General features: G+C 64.5%; 12 protein-coding genes. 5 read left to right on the top strand and 7 right to left on the bottom strand.

Annotation, left to right across the window (positions count from 1 at the left end; all coding sequences use genetic code 11):
- Positions 1-24: 24 nt before the first annotated feature.
- Together KW843_RS05385 and KW843_RS05380 are read right to left on the bottom strand one after the other, a co-directional pair.
- Positions 25-465 carry a DUF6691 family protein gene (locus KW843_RS05385; RefSeq protein WP_218294042.1) on the bottom strand — a complete coding sequence of 147 codons (441 nt, stop codon included), beginning with the start codon at positions 463-465 and terminating at the stop codon, positions 25-27.
- A gap of 51 nt (positions 466-516) precedes the next feature.
- Positions 517-951, bottom strand: coding sequence for a YeeE/YedE family protein (locus tag KW843_RS05380; protein ID WP_218294041.1), 435 nt, complete (start codon positions 949-951; stop codon positions 517-519).
- A gap of 100 nt (positions 952-1,051) precedes the next feature.
- Here KW843_RS05380 and KW843_RS05375 point away from each other — a divergent pair, with 100 nt between their 5' ends.
- On the top strand, positions 1,052-1,912 hold the full coding sequence (locus tag KW843_RS05375) for an MBL fold metallo-hydrolase (protein ID WP_218294040.1): 861 nt from the start codon (positions 1,052-1,054) through the stop codon (positions 1,910-1,912).
- A gap of 402 nt (positions 1,913-2,314) precedes the next feature.
- On the opposite strand, the gene KW843_RS05370 is transcribed toward KW843_RS05375, so the two are convergent.
- On the bottom strand, positions 2,315-2,995 hold the full coding sequence (locus KW843_RS05370; RefSeq protein WP_218294039.1) for a GntR family transcriptional regulator: 681 nt from the start codon (positions 2,993-2,995) through the stop codon (positions 2,315-2,317).
- A 191-nt stretch (positions 2,996-3,186) separates the two neighbouring features.
- Here KW843_RS05370 and KW843_RS05365 point away from each other — a divergent pair, with 191 nt between their 5' ends.
- Genes KW843_RS05365 through KW843_RS05355 form a run of 3 tightly spaced genes read left to right on the top strand, consistent with a single transcriptional unit; the run spans position 3,187 to position 5,827 of the window.
- Positions 3,187-4,065 carry an NAD(P)-dependent oxidoreductase gene (locus KW843_RS05365; protein ID WP_218294038.1) on the top strand — a complete coding sequence of 293 codons (879 nt, stop codon included), beginning with the start codon at positions 3,187-3,189 and terminating at the stop codon, positions 4,063-4,065.
- A gap of 52 nt (positions 4,066-4,117) precedes the next feature.
- Complete coding sequence (locus KW843_RS05360; protein WP_218294037.1) at positions 4,118-5,107, top strand: tripartite tricarboxylate transporter substrate binding protein; 990 nt, start codon at positions 4,118-4,120, stop codon at positions 5,105-5,107.
- Between the two features lie 45 nt (positions 5,108-5,152).
- Positions 5,153-5,827: an RraA family protein gene (locus KW843_RS05355; RefSeq protein ID WP_218294036.1), complete on the top strand. Its 675-nt coding sequence runs from the start codon at positions 5,153-5,155 to the stop codon at positions 5,825-5,827.
- A 119-nt stretch (positions 5,828-5,946) separates the two neighbouring features.
- Here KW843_RS05355 and KW843_RS05350 read toward each other — a convergent pair whose 3' ends face one another.
- From KW843_RS05350 to KW843_RS05340, 3 genes are all read right to left on the bottom strand, one after another.
- Positions 5,947-8,787 (bottom strand): ATP-binding protein, encoded by a 2,841-nt coding sequence (locus KW843_RS05350; protein ID WP_218294035.1) that lies wholly within the window; start codon positions 8,785-8,787, stop codon positions 5,947-5,949.
- Between the two features lie 29 nt (positions 8,788-8,816).
- Positions 8,817-10,145: an ABC transporter substrate-binding protein gene (locus tag KW843_RS05345; protein WP_218294034.1), complete on the bottom strand. Its 1,329-nt coding sequence runs from the start codon at positions 10,143-10,145 to the stop codon at positions 8,817-8,819.
- Positions 10,146-10,237: 92 nt separating this feature from the next.
- Entirely contained in the window at positions 10,238-10,930 is a 693-nt protein-coding gene (locus tag KW843_RS05340) for a response regulator transcription factor (protein WP_218294033.1), read from the bottom strand.
- Between the two features lie 127 nt (positions 10,931-11,057).
- Here KW843_RS05340 and KW843_RS05335 point away from each other — a divergent pair, with 127 nt between their 5' ends.
- Positions 11,058-11,960 carry a LysR family transcriptional regulator gene (locus tag KW843_RS05335; RefSeq protein ID WP_218294032.1) on the top strand — a complete coding sequence of 301 codons (903 nt, stop codon included), beginning with the start codon at positions 11,058-11,060 and terminating at the stop codon, positions 11,958-11,960.
- A gap of 28 nt (positions 11,961-11,988) precedes the next feature.
- On the opposite strand, the gene KW843_RS05330 is transcribed toward KW843_RS05335, so the two are convergent.
- A complete protein-coding gene (locus KW843_RS05330) occupies positions 11,989-12,990 on the bottom strand; it encodes a tripartite tricarboxylate transporter substrate binding protein (RefSeq protein WP_218294031.1) in 1,002 nt (333 codons plus the stop codon).
- Between the last annotated feature and the right edge of the window lie 177 nt (positions 12,991-13,167).

Here is a 13,167-nt window from a genome sequence, read left to right as displayed (position 1 = left end):
ATCGTGCGGGCCCGTCCGCATCAATCAGCCAGCACGGGTGGCGCGCAAGGCCCGGCGGCGCTCGATCCATTCGAAACCGGCCATGCCCACCAGCATGGCCCCCACAAACGCCATGGCCTTGGGCTCCCCGGCCCCGACCGACACGATGGCGGGCCCCGGACAGAACCCCGCCATCCCCCACCCCACGCCAAATAGCAGGCTGCCAGCCACCAGGCGCCTGTCGATGCCGCGCGATGCAGGCAAGTGCATGGCCCCGCCCAGGAAGGCCCTGGTGCGCCGGCGCGCCACGGCAAATGCGAGGGCACTCACCGCAACGGCCCCGCCCATCACAAAGGCCAGTGAGGGATCCCACAGCCCCGTCACATCCAGAAACCCCACGACCTTGCCCGGATCGGTCATGCCCGAAACCACAAGGCCCAGGCCAAAGACCAGGCCGACGGCGAATTCAGCGATACGGTGGCGCATGGGCCGCTCCCAGAAAATTGAAAATGTTGACCACCGGCATCCGCAACGCCGTCAGGACAGAACGTGCCGGATGACAAAAACACTGGCAAAACCCGTCCCCATGAAGGCCAGCGTGGCCACCAGTGATCTTGGCGACAGGCGCGCCAGGCCACACACGCCATGGCCGCTGGTGCAGCCCCCGCCGTAGCGGGTGCCAAGGCCCACCAGCAGGCCGGCCAGCACCACCATTGCCCAACTGGCATCGATCCGGGGGCCCTGGCTGGCGCCCACCACACCGCGGTAGAGCGCGGGCGCGGCCAGCAGGCCCAGCACCAAGGCAATACGCCACGCAATATCTCCGCTGCGCGGCCGCAGCAGCCCTCCGACAATGCCGCTGATGCCCAAGACCCGGCCATTGAGCAGCACGAAGCCCGCGGCCGCGAGCCCCAGAAGAATGCCCCCGGCCAAGGCAGACCAGGGGGTGAAATGGTTCCAGTCGATCTGCATGCGCGGTACTCCTTAGGCGGAAAGGGAATCGGGTGGATTGTAAAACAATATATTTTTATACAAACTATAATTTTCTTTATTGATTTCGACGGGTACCCCCATGCAACCACAGGTCCACGCCTTCTTCGACCCCTCCACCCACACCGTGACCTATGTGGTGTTCGATCATCCCGGAGGCCACTGCGCCATCCTTGATTCCGTCCTTGACTATGACCCCAAATCGGGCCGCACCAGCACCGCGGCGGCGAGCGAGGTGATGGCCTTCGTGACGGCGCAGCAACTCACGGTCCAGTGGATTCTGGAAACCCATGCCCATGCAGACCACCTGTCGGCCGCGCACCACCTGCGGGAAGCGCTGGGCGGCAAGATCGCCATCGGCGCCGCCATCACCAAGGTGCAAAACACCTTCAAAGGCATCTTCAACCTGGAGCCCGGTTTCCGGGCCGACGGCAGCCAATTCGATCATCTGTTCGCCGACGGGGAGGCATTCGCCATTGGCACCCTGCAGGCCCGGGCCCTGTCGGTACCGGGCCACACACCCGCCTGCATGGCCTTCCAGGTAGGCAACGCGGTATTCGTCGGCGACACCTTGTTCATGCCCGACGTGGGCACGGCACGGTGCGACTTCCCGGGCGGCGACGCACACATGCTGTACCAGTCGGTGCGCAAGCTGCTGGGCCTGCCACCCGAAACCCGGCTGTTCATGTGCCACGACTACCCGCCCGCAGGCCGCGAGCCCGCGTGGGAAACCACCGTCGCCGAGCAGCGGGAACGAAACATCCACGTCCACGACGGCATCACCGAGGCTGGCTTCGTGGCCATGCGCACCCGCCGCGACGCGACACTGGACATGCCTGTGCTGATCCTGCCGGCAGTACAGATCAACATCCGCGCGGGGGAGGCTCCGCCAGCGGAAAGCAACGGGATCTCCTACCTCAAGATTCCGCTCAATGCGCTGTGACGCCACGCCCAACTGACGCGGCTTTGTCCGACACCGCGGGAATTGCGTTCGCTTTACGATGCCCTCGTCGCTATCCTCTGGCGACACCCTCCCCTCTTGCCTTGAGCAAGTTCAAGCCCGCTTCGTGCGGGCTTTTTTTCGAACGTCCTTGCGCCGAGGCTCCCGGCGCGCGCCCGCTGATAGATCAAGCGGCGCTGGTCCTACAGGCGAAGGGATGGCGTCCGGAGCACCATGAAGCTGCCGGTGTGTCAGGCATCGGTAGATGAAGCGTTTGGGCCCGCCTCGTGCGGGCCCCTTTTTAAGCCAGCTACTTCCTCGCCGTGCCACCCGGGGCGGCCCCTGGAAACAGCCCATTTTCTCCATAGGAACTCCGCACCTTCTTTCGAGCCCAATACGGGTAACTTATCGAGAGGAAGATGGAGGGGTTGCGCCGTCCTGCCGGTACTCGACCCGGTGTTTCATGAACCGGTGGTAGGACATGCGCAGATGCAGCTGCATGACCTGCCGGGCCAGCTCACCATCCCTGGCGCGCACGGCAATCGCCAGATCGCGGTGATGGTGGAGGCTTTGCACCAGTTCTTCGGGCGTGTAGATGTAGAACGAGCGCTTGATGATCGGCATGTCGATCATGGTCGCCAGCATGGTCTTGAGGCGCGGCGAGCCCGACGCCTCGATCAGCGCGTGGTGGAAATCCCGGTTGGCGGACTGCACCTCGGCGATGCCATCGTGGCCAGCGGCAATGCCGGCCTCCATGCGCTGGTTGCTGGCCTCCAGCTCATCGGCCAACCCCTCGCCGCCGCGCGTGGCCGCGAGGAACGAGGCATACGGCTCCAGCAGCATGCGCAACTGGAAGGTCTCCTCCACATCCCAGTCGCTCCACTCCGACACCCGGATGCCCTGGCCCGCGCCATCGGTCGCCAGGCCGTCTTCCACCAGGCGGTGCAGCGCATTGCGCACTGGTGTGCGGCTCAGCCCCAGGTCGCGGGCGATGGGCTCTTCCTTGAGCTGCTCACCCGGGCGGTAGTGCCCGCCGATGAGCCGCTGCCGCAGAACCTCGTACGCCTTGTCTTTCACGTTTTGCACTGTTTTTGCACCAAGGGGATGGGATGGAGTGCGCTCATTCTAGGTGAGCCGTGCAGTCAATGCCGCCTCTGGAGGCGACTTCAGAAAAATACAAAATAAGTGCAAATTCACCTTGATCTACGGGAAATCCCTATGAAACCACTCCCGTCACACTCAATAAGATGGCATAAATGTTTTAAATTTGTACTTTCATGAAAATCGCAATCCTGGGTGGTGGAATGGTCGGCGCCTGCTACATGCAGGCCTTCCTGGAGCAGGGGCACAGCCTGGCGGGCCTGTGCGACCTGCAGCCAGGCGCAGCGGTGGCTGCCGCCGTGCAGGCCGCCGGTGCGCAGGTGCATACCGCGCCCGGGGCCTGGCTGGCCGGGGCCGACGTGGTGGTGAGCGCCGTGTTCGGCACCGTGGCGCGCAGCCTGTTCGAGGCCTGTCTGCCCCATCTGCAGGATGGGGCGCTGTATGTGGACATGACCACGGCCGACCCCGGCGAGATGCGTGAATGCGGCGAGCTGGCCCAACGCGGCGCACACGGCACGGCGGTCCACTTCGTGGACGTGGCTATCACAGGGGCCGTCAACCTGGGCGGCAAGAAGACGCCGCTGCTCGTGGCCGGCGGCAAGGCCGGTTTTGTACAGGAATTGTTCTCGCCCTTCGGTGGATCGGTCCGCGTGGTGGGCGATCAGCCGGGCGATGCCGCCTCGCTCAAGCTCTTGCGCAGCATCTACACCAAGGGAGTCGAGGCGCTCGCGGTGGAATGCCTGGTCACGGCCCAGCAGATGGGCCTGCGCGAGCAGTTGTATGCCGTGCTGCAGGATATCGACGAGACACCGCTGCGCACGCTGATGGAATCCATGGTGCGCACGCACATCCCGCACGCGGCGCGCCGCCGCAACGAGGTGGCCGAGGCGCAGCAGCAGATGGCCCGCCACGGCCTGGCGCCGGTCGTCTCGCCCGCCGTCGAATCGTTGTTTGCCGCCACCGCACAGGCCCATGCGGCACAGCCTTTCACCGGCACCTCCACCGACGAAGCCATCGCCTGGCTGGGCCGCCACGTGCTCGCCAGCCACCCTTGATCAGCGCGCACCCCGCGCCCACCGACCGACATCACTACAGGAGACATTCGCAATGACCTTGACTCGACGCACCCTGGCCCTCGGCGGCCTGCTGGCCATGGCGGCCGCCACGGCAACCATCGCCCCGGCCCATGCCCAGGGCAACTACCCGCAACGGCCCATCAAGTTCATCGTGCCCTTCCCGGCGGGCGGCGGCACCGACAACCTGACCCGGCTGGTCGGCACCAAGCTGACCGATGCCTACGGCTGGGCCATCGTGGTGGAGAACAAGCCCGGCGCCGGCGGCAACCTGGCGCTGGACCAGACGGCCAAGGCCCCCGCCGACGGGCTGACCCTGGTGATGGCGCAGACCGACAACGTGGTGCTCAACCCGCTGCTGTACACCAAGCTCACCTACAACCCCGACAAGGACCTGCGCGCCGTGGCCCTGGTGGCCGCCGGCCCGGCCGTGCTGGTGGTGAACGCCGACTCGCCCTACAAGACCCTGGACGACATCATCCAGGCCGCGAAGAAGGACCCCGGGCGCCTGAGCTTTGCCACGCCGGGCACCGGCACCATCTCGCACATCATCAGCGAGGCCTGGCAGAAAAGCTCCAACGTGAAGTTCACGCACGTGCCGTTTCGCGGCATGGCCCAGGCCATGCCCGACCTGCTGGGCGGGCGCATCGACATGTACATGGGCTCCATCCCCACGCTGCTCTCGCACATCCAGTCGGGCAAGGTACGCGCCATCGGCGTGACCACCGCGCGCCGCTCCAAGCTGCTGCCTGACGTGCCCACCTACACCGAGTCCGGCATCAAGGGCGTGGAGCTGGCCAGCGTGTGGGGCGTGATGGCCCCGGCCGGCACGCCGGACGCCATCGTCAGGCAGCTCAACGAGGCCATCAACAAGGTGGTGAACGCACCCGATACCGCCAAGAAGATCGCGGACTCCGGCGCCGAGCTCATCACCGGCACGCCCGACGACATGGCCAGGCTCTATGCCAGCGACCGCGCGCGCCTGGCGCCCATCGTCAAGAGCTCGGGCACCACGCTCGACTGATCACTCCACCCATCACTTATCCACCATCCCAGTGAGAACCACACCATGATCGGCTGCCAAATCTTGAAGCGCCAACGCGCCGTGAGCCTGGAACTGGCCCGGCAATTCCTCGACGTGCCCGTGGCCAACGTCAGCGACTGCATGTCGCGCATGACGGCCGGCGGCCCACGCCTGCGCCCCATGCACGATGGTACCGCCATGGCCGGCCCGGCCCTCACCATCAAGACCCGCCCTGGCGACAACCTGCTGATCCACAAGGCCTTGAAAATCGCGCAACCCGGCGACGTGATCGTGGTGGACGCGGGCGGCGACCTCACCAACGCACTCATCGGCGAGATCATGGTGGGCGAAGCCAAGCTCAAGGGCTTTGCGGGCATCGTCATCAACGGCGCCATCCGCGACAGCGCCGTGCTGCGAAAGGACAGCTTCCCCGTGTTCGCCGCCGGCGTCACGCACCGCGGCCCCTACAAGGATGGCCCCGGCGAGATCAACGTGCCCATCGCCATCGACGGCATGGTCATCGAACCCGGCGACCTGGTCATCGGCGACGACGATGGCCTGCTCTGCGTGCCCTACGGCCAGGCCGAGCAGTTGCTGGCCGCTGCGCACAAGAAGCAGGAGATCGAGGCCGTGATGGTGGCGGAGATCGCGGACGGCTCCCAGGACAACGCCTGGATAGATGCTGCGCTCAAGCGGGCCAATTGCGCGACGGAGGAATAGGTCGGGCGTATTTGCCCCATCCATGGCTCAGCAGCGCCCGGCAGACGGATTGCGCGTTGAGCATGGCCGGGGCAGCCCACCGGTCAATCCTGGCGGGATTGAATTCGATGCCGGAGCATTCACCAGCGCGAGGGGCTGGCCGGGTGGGGCTCCGCATCGTGCGATGCAACGGCGTCGCGCATTTCCTTCAGCCCACGTTCCGCGCATGACCGCAGCTCCTGCAGCGGGATGGCAAAGGAGCGTTCGCCTGCAGCTTCCAGCGAGGCCAACGAATGCAGCGTCTGAGCCAGTTCACCAAGTCGATTGAGGCCAAAGCTTCCTGCCGTGCCCGCAAGATCGTGCGCTTCCTTGCGCAGCCGAGCCCGGTCGTTGTCCGTGGCGGCCTGCTCCAGGCGCCGCAGACGCTGGGTGCAGTCCTGTTCGAATTTCGCCGTCAAGGCGCTGAGCTCTGCGGGGGACAAGCCTGCGCGCATTTCCTCCAACGCGGCGGGATCAAAGTCCACGCCATATCTTTCCCTGGCCTGCAATGCAATCGTGGCAGGAACATGGCGCGCCCTGGCTTGCATGTCGCCCGGCAGAATCCAGCGGTGGAGCGTGTCCCAGAGATTACTCTCCAGGACAGGCTTGATGAGATGGTCGTTCATGCCCGCCTGGCGGGACCGCTCGATGTCCCGCGCCGTGGCGTTGGCTGTCATGGCCACGATGGGCAGCGCAGCGAATCTCGGCTGTGCGCGCAGCTCGCGCGTGGCCGTAAGCCCGTCCATGATGGGCATCTGCATATCCATCAGCACGGCGGCGTAGGTGCCATCGGGGGCGGACTGCAGTTTGTCCAGTGCGGCCGCCCCGTCCTCGGCCAGGTCAACACGCATGCCCCCGGCTTCCAGCAGGCCGCGCGCCACGAGACGATTGAGTTCGTTGTCGTCCACGACCAGCACGCGCAAGCCGCTCAGTCCTGCGATATCGGGCGCTGCCTGAGGGAGGTGCGCGATGTGTTCCCCGGAGGCCGGCGTGGTCCTCTGAACCAGCGCGGTAAACCAGAAGGTGCTGCCGACTCCCGGCGTGCTCGCCACCCCCACGGCGCCGCCCATCAAGTCGGCCAGGCGGCGGGAGATCGCCAGCCCCAAGCCCGTGCCGCCGAAGCGGCGGGTGATGGAGGCATCGGCCTGGTGAAACGCCTGGAACAGCCCGGCCTCCTGGTCGGGCGAGAGGCCGATCCCCGTATCCCGCACGGCGCAGCGCAGCAACAGGCCTTGGCTGTGTTCGTTCGCCAGCTGCAGGTGGATGGAGACCGTGCCCCGTTCCGTAAACTTGATGGCATTGTTGACATAGTTGATGAGGATCTGCCCCATCCGGTGCGAATCGCCAAACACTGCCGTTGGCACGTCGCTGTCCACGTCAATCTGCAGCTCGAGCCCCTTTCCATCGGCCTTGTCGATGAACATGCCAGCGACATCACCAACCATCTGGCGCGGCTGAAAAAGCGCATGCTCCAGAACCATGTGGCCACCGTCGATCTTCGAGAAATCAAGAATGTCGTCGACGATGCCCAGCAGATGCCGGCCAGCCCGCTGCATCTTCTCGATCCGCTCGCGCTGCGGGCTGTCCAGCCGGTCTTTGAGCGCTAGCTGGGTCAATCCCAGGATGGCGTTCAGTGGCGTGCGGATCTCGTGGCTCATCATCGCCAGGAACTCGGCCCTTTCTTCCGCCGTGCGTTCGGCCTCCTCCTTGGCTTTCGATAGCGCATGGGCCTGCAACTGGGCCTGCGTCACATCCAGCCATACACCGTTGAACAAGGCGCCTCCGTCGGGGGTTCGCCGCGCTGTCGCCAGCGTCTCGAGCCAGACCGTCTGGCCACCCCGCTCCATTTGCACCGCGAAGTGAACCGGCTCCAGTGTGCCCAGGCTGTTCATGAACCGATCGCGCGCCGTATCGCCCGCGTTTCCGTACTCAACGCCGATCCGGCCCTCGTCCCCCAGCAGTTCCCTTGCGGTGCGGCTGTGCAGATCCTCCGCCTTGTCGCTCACATACAGATAGCGGCGGGTGCCATCCGGCTGCACATGGAGCTGAAACACCGCGCCGGGAATCGCGCTGGTCAGGTCTACGAGTTGCTCCGACAGGCGCCTCGCCTCGGCGCTGGCGGCGACTTCGATGGCCAGGCGGTCTGCGCGTTGCATGCTGTCCTTGAAAACCTGCATCGCCTTCGCCATGGTACCCACCTCGTCCCGGCGGTCGGTGCCCAGCACCGGGGTGTCGTATTGGCGCAAGGTGAGCTGATGCATGCCTTGCGTCAGACGCGCGATGGGTCTTGATATCTGATGAACCCCCACCCACCCGGAAAGCGCCATCACGAACAGCAGGCCCAGGCCCACGCCGAGCAACGTAGTCGCCACCGTGGTGCGCGTCGCTTCGCCCAGTTGCTGGCTCGCTTGCTGGAAGCCCGCGACAGATCTGCTGCGCAGCTGCGCCATGTCCCGCTGCAGGGACCGCAGCACCGGCTCGAACTCATCGTGGATGATCTGCAAGGCGCGGTCGCCGCGCCAGCGGGCGGCGGATTCAACGATGCGGTTGGCCTGTGCAAAGGACAAGTCGGCCTGCTGGCCGATGGCCTGCAGGGCAGCTGCTTCATCCGGCATCAGCGACAGCACCGAAGCAACCTTGGCGTTGAACCCCCCATGCAACCGCTTGAGCGATTCGAGCTCCGCCAGCATCGTTGCTTCCTCCTGCGCGGTCAGGACGGCATACACGATGCGGTTGGATTCCGACAGCAATAGCGCAGCATCGCTCAGCTCCAGGGCACCTTGTGCCTCCTTTGCGATGAGGTGCGTGTATCGCTGGTCGATGCTGCGCATCTGGGTGGTGGCGTAGACCGTGATCGCCACGGAAATCAGGCCCATCAAGGCGACCAGGAAAACGATCTTTGCCGCCAGGCGCCAATGTGAAATGTGTCTTGCGAGGAACATGGTCAGAGGTACGGTGGATGGGCGACGGCTTATCGGCTGGCCTGTGCGATGGCGCCGCGAAGGGCTTTGACCGCGTCGGGCGTGTTCAACTCCCCCTTGAAGTGCCGGGACACGACCTCGTAGATGGCGGTCTTGACCGCCGGAGGGTTGGCGTTGCCCATTGCGATGGAGCCCATCATCGCCCGGCGCATGTTGGCGTTGCGCATGTCGGTGATGTTGCGGCGCCCGCAGCTGTTGAAGCGCTGGTTGGACACATCCACCCGCGCCGGCGCGGCACCAGTTCGCAGGTTCACGTCTTCCTGGAGCGCCGGGCCCATGACGACCGTGGCGAACGCGGCCTGGGCGGGTTGCCGGCCTTGAGGCTGGCGCAGAAAGACGAACTGATCGCTATTGAACAGGTAGACCCCCTGGGTATCGGGAAACCTCCAGCAGACGTATTCCCGCCCGGGCGCCAGGCCCATTGCCGTGAATTCGCCGTCCACCCAGGAGCCCTGCACCTGCAAGAGGGCTTCCCCCCGGCTGACCAATGTCGTTGCCTCGTCCCAGCGCCGTGTCGGAAAACGGGGCCCCAGGTAGCCCGCCAGCTGTTTCATGCGGTCAAAGATCAGCGTCAGCCGGGCCTCATCGAGCACGCCGGGATCCAGGTCGATGAATGCCTTGCGGTAGAACTGCGCGCCCCCGACCCCCACGGCCACGGACTCGAACAGCAACGTGTGCTCCCACGCTTCGTGGCCAATGGCCAGCGGCAACACGCCGCTGGCCTTGGCCTTGTCCAGCAGGGCAATGAGATCCGCCCAACCGTCTGGCGCCTGCGCTGCCCCAAGCTGCTGTGCCAGTGCCTTGTTGACCCACAGCCAGTTGGTGGAATGGGCGTTGAAAGGGGTCGCCACCCATGAACCGTTCCATTTGGACAAGCGTTGAATGTCCATGGGAACGACCTCGTCCCATTCTTCGCGCATTGCAATGTCGTCCAGGTTCTCCAGCAAGCCCTTGCGGGCCCAGGCATGGATTTCAAATCCGATCATCTGCGCGACCGTGGGAGCTTCGGGGCCCAGCCGGCGCTTGGCGAGCGCTTCGGTATAGCGGGCCGTCCCACTGCCGGCAGACGAGTGCTCGGCCCATCCCACGCCATTCAGCAGGGCATGGTCACGAACCGCATTCATGCTGGCACGCTCTCCGCCCGCGACCCACCAGTGCATGACCTTGACACCCCCTTGCGGTGCCTTCGGCGTTGCGCCCCATCCGGGCAGGGCGATGGCCGCGAGCCACAAGGCAAGGCAATGAAGCGAAAAGCGATGGGACATGGTCAGAGGGGAAGAAAAACGAGAGACCGCGGGAAGATGGGAGACCGTGGACATGCCGCCTATGGCGCAGGCAGGTGCAACCGGAATACCAAGGCTGCGCCTTCGAACCTACGGACCTGCAAGGCTGCAGCCACCCCAGCCCATCATCACCCGGATTGGTGAATCTTGTCGAGCCGGTAGCCGATCCCATAGACGGCGGAAAGTGCATAGCCGCTGTCCGGGGTCAGGAGCAATTGGGTCCGAATCCGTGAGGCGTGTGTGTCAAGCGTGCGGGTGTGGACATCCCTGGCGTCTGCCCATACCTTCTCGCGCAGATGGTCCCGCGACATCAAGCGCCCGAGGTTCTGAAAGAGGCACAACGCGAGTTCGTATTCCTTGTTCTTCAGCTCGATGCTTTTGCCGTCGAGCACGACCGTCCGCGTGCTGGGTTCAAACCGGTACCGACCGAAGTCCAGCACATCCGCCATGACGGTCGGGTGCGCCCTGCGTAGCAACGCTTGAATACGCGCCAGCAACTCACCCATGCGGACGGGCTTGGTCATGAAGTCATCGCCGCCAGAGGTCAGCCCCTCGATGACATCCTGCTCGCCGTTGCGCCGGGTGAGGAACAGAATCGGCATCGCATCGGGCCTGACCTTGCGGACGGCCTGGGCAACCTCCGGCCCGTCCATATCCGGCAGGTGCCAGTCCAGTATCAAGAGGTCAAACGTCTGATGGCGCAAATCCTTGAGGAGGGATTCGCTTGTCATGTACGCATGGCACACGTGCCCCGCACCTTGGGTCGCGGCGCGAAGGACATCTTGCAGAAGGGCATCGTCTTCTAGAACGGCGATACGCATGGCACCTGGAGCATTGAAACAATGGCCCAAGCTTACTGTGTTTGCCCTGACGGGGCTTTGCCTCCCGAACCAAGGACTCCTGAGGTAGCCTCAGGGGCAGAGTCCACTGAATTCGACAAAGGGCCACATGGCGAAAGTAAATATCCTGCATCTCCAGACGCTGTGCCAGATTGCACAGCTAGGCAGTTTCCAGGCCACTGCGGACCACATGTACACCACCCAGCCCACGGTTTCCGCGCGCATGCGGGAGCTGGAGGGAAGGCTGGGCTTTCCGGTGTTTCACAAGCGTGGCCGCAGAATGGACCTGACGACGCAAGGGCGGGAGCTGGTTCAGCAGATCAAGCCCCTCCTGGCCGCCATCGATGATGTCATTCACACGCTCGACGATGCCTCCCATGCCTCGGGGCTCATACGCCTGGGCATTGCCGGCCTGATCGGCCAGACCTGGTTTTCGCAGTTCATTACCGCTGCGCGGGCGGCCATGCCGCAACTGAATTTTGAGGTGGAGGTCGGGCAGACCTCGCTGAGCGTCAACAAGCTGGAGACGGGCCACCTGGACCTGGTGTTCATGGCCACGCCTTCCCTGACCTCCGACCGCTTTCATGTGGAGCCCATAGGCTCTGTCGACGTGATGCTGGTGGGCTCGCCGGCCCTTGTGGGGCGCGAGGGTGACCAATCCGCGACCCACTGGCTGGAACTGATGCGCTCGCAGCCGGTGTGGTCGCTGTCCAAAGAATCGCCCATGCATCCGATCCTGGCGAAACTCGTCAAGGAGAACAGCCTCCGCATCAAGATCGATATCTGCGGCGATGTATTGACACTGAAGGAGCTGCTCCGCTGCGGCACGGGCATCGGCTTGATGACCTATCCCCTGATTGAATCGGAATTGAAAAGCGGCGAACTCATTGCGCTGAAAGGCGCACCGGCTTTTCCCCGCATTTCCTTCAATGCCGCGTGGGGCATGGACCAGAGCCAGACCGTCATCCGCAAGCTGGTGGCCTTGGCCAGGACCATCTCCACGTTCCAATGAGACTGGGAGGCCGGGAGAGCCTTTGCCTCTACTCCGGTTTCACGCCCGCTTCGCTCAAGAGCTTTTGCCAGCGCGCCACTTCCTCGGCCAGCAGCTTCTCGGCGCCTTCCGTGCTGCGCTGCGCGGCGCTGGGGACCGCCAGGCCCATTTGCCTGTAACGCTCCAGCAGGTCCGCTTGGGCCAGCGTCTTGTTGATGGCCTCGTTGAGCGTATTGACCGTCGCCATGGGAACGCCCTTCTTGACCAGCAGCATGTTCCAGATGGTGTAGTTCAAATTCTTGTAGGAGGTCTCGCTGGCCGAGGGAACGTTCGGCAGCACGCCCACGCGCTGCGCGCTCAGCACCACCAGCCCCTTGATCTTGCCCGATGCAATCGAGCCGACCGCCGTGCTGCTGCTTTCCACGGTGTAGTCGATCTGCCCGGCCATCACATCGGACGTCGCCTGGGCCGCGCCACGATAGTGAACGGGCGGCACGTTGATGCCCAGGCCTGCGTTGAGCAGCACGCCCCCCAGGAAGGCGCCCGAGCCGACGCCCGCATCGCCGAAGTTCATTTTTGCGCCATGGGTCTTGGCATAGGCGGCGAATTCATCCAGGTTCGACGCCGGGAAATCGGCGCGCACCGAAAGCACCTGCGGAGCATCACCCACGGAGGCGAGCGGGGTGAAGTCCTTGAGAACGTCGTAAGGCAGATTTTTGTAGACCGAGGCATTCGCAGCCAGCGTTCCGACATTGCCCAGAAGGAGGGTGTAGCCATCGGCCGCGGCCCTGGCCACACGCGACTGGCCTATCGATCCCCCGGCACCGGGAACGTTCTCCACGACGATCGGCTGTTTCAGTTCCTGAGACAGGCCTTTGGCCAGCATTCTGGCCAAGACGTCTGTCGCCCCCCCTGCGGTATATGGAACGATCAAGCTGATGGGCCGCTCGGGATAAGGCCCGGCCTGCGCCCCCAGGCTCAACGCCAGCCCCAGGGGGCCCAGCACGACGCGCACGATCTTCGAGATGCTGAAAGTCTTCTTCGTATTCATGGTTTGTCTCCAAAAAAATCAAGCAACGGTCGGTTTCATCTTTTGCCGCCAGGCCGCCCCACGACAAAAGGCGGCCTCCTCGGGAGGCGGTGGCCACACGCGGTGGGCCAGCGTGGCGGCCACTCTTCGAACGGCAAGCAAAGGCCATTGCGCTCAGCAAGGGCGCATGCGGGCTGG

Origin of the sequence: Acidovorax sp. sif1233, assembly GCF_019218755.1 — a bacterium.
Taxonomy (GTDB): domain Bacteria; phylum Pseudomonadota; class Gammaproteobacteria; order Burkholderiales; family Burkholderiaceae_C; genus Acidovorax.
The sequence above is the reverse complement of the archived record's forward strand: the minus strand, read 5'-3'. Positions and strand labels throughout refer to the sequence as shown.

What these genes read in the sequence shown, in the direction of transcription:
- KW843_RS05350 (WP_218294035.1), bottom strand. Translation starts at nt 8,787, where the DNA reads ATGTTCCTCGCAAGACACATTTCACATTGGCGCCTGGCGGCAAAGATC.
- KW843_RS05360 (WP_218294037.1), top strand. Translation starts at nt 4,118, where the DNA reads ATGACCTTGACTCGACGCACCCTGGCCCTCGGCGGCCTGCTGGCCATG.
- KW843_RS05375 (WP_218294040.1), top strand. Translation starts at nt 1,052, where the DNA reads ATGCAACCACAGGTCCACGCCTTCTTCGACCCCTCCACCCACACCGTG.
- KW843_RS05385 (WP_218294042.1), bottom strand. Translation starts at nt 465, where the DNA reads ATGCGCCACCGTATCGCTGAATTCGCCGTCGGCCTGGTCTTTGGCCTG.
- KW843_RS05345 (WP_218294034.1), bottom strand. Translation starts at nt 10,145, where the DNA reads ATGTCCACGGTCTCCCATCTTCCCGCGGTCTCTCGTTTTTCTTCCCCT.
- KW843_RS05335 (WP_218294032.1), top strand. Translation starts at nt 11,058, where the DNA reads ATGGCGAAAGTAAATATCCTGCATCTCCAGACGCTGTGCCAGATTGCA.
- KW843_RS05365 (WP_218294038.1), top strand. Translation starts at nt 3,187, where the DNA reads ATGAAAATCGCAATCCTGGGTGGTGGAATGGTCGGCGCCTGCTACATG.
- KW843_RS05340 (WP_218294033.1), bottom strand. Translation starts at nt 10,930, where the DNA reads ATGCGTATCGCCGTTCTAGAAGACGATGCCCTTCTGCAAGATGTCCTT.
- KW843_RS05330 (WP_218294031.1), bottom strand. Translation starts at nt 12,990, where the DNA reads ATGAATACGAAGAAGACTTTCAGCATCTCGAAGATCGTGCGCGTCGTG.
- KW843_RS05380 (WP_218294041.1), bottom strand. Translation starts at nt 951, where the DNA reads ATGCAGATCGACTGGAACCATTTCACCCCCTGGTCTGCCTTGGCCGGG.
- KW843_RS05355 (WP_218294036.1), top strand. Translation starts at nt 5,153, where the DNA reads ATGATCGGCTGCCAAATCTTGAAGCGCCAACGCGCCGTGAGCCTGGAA.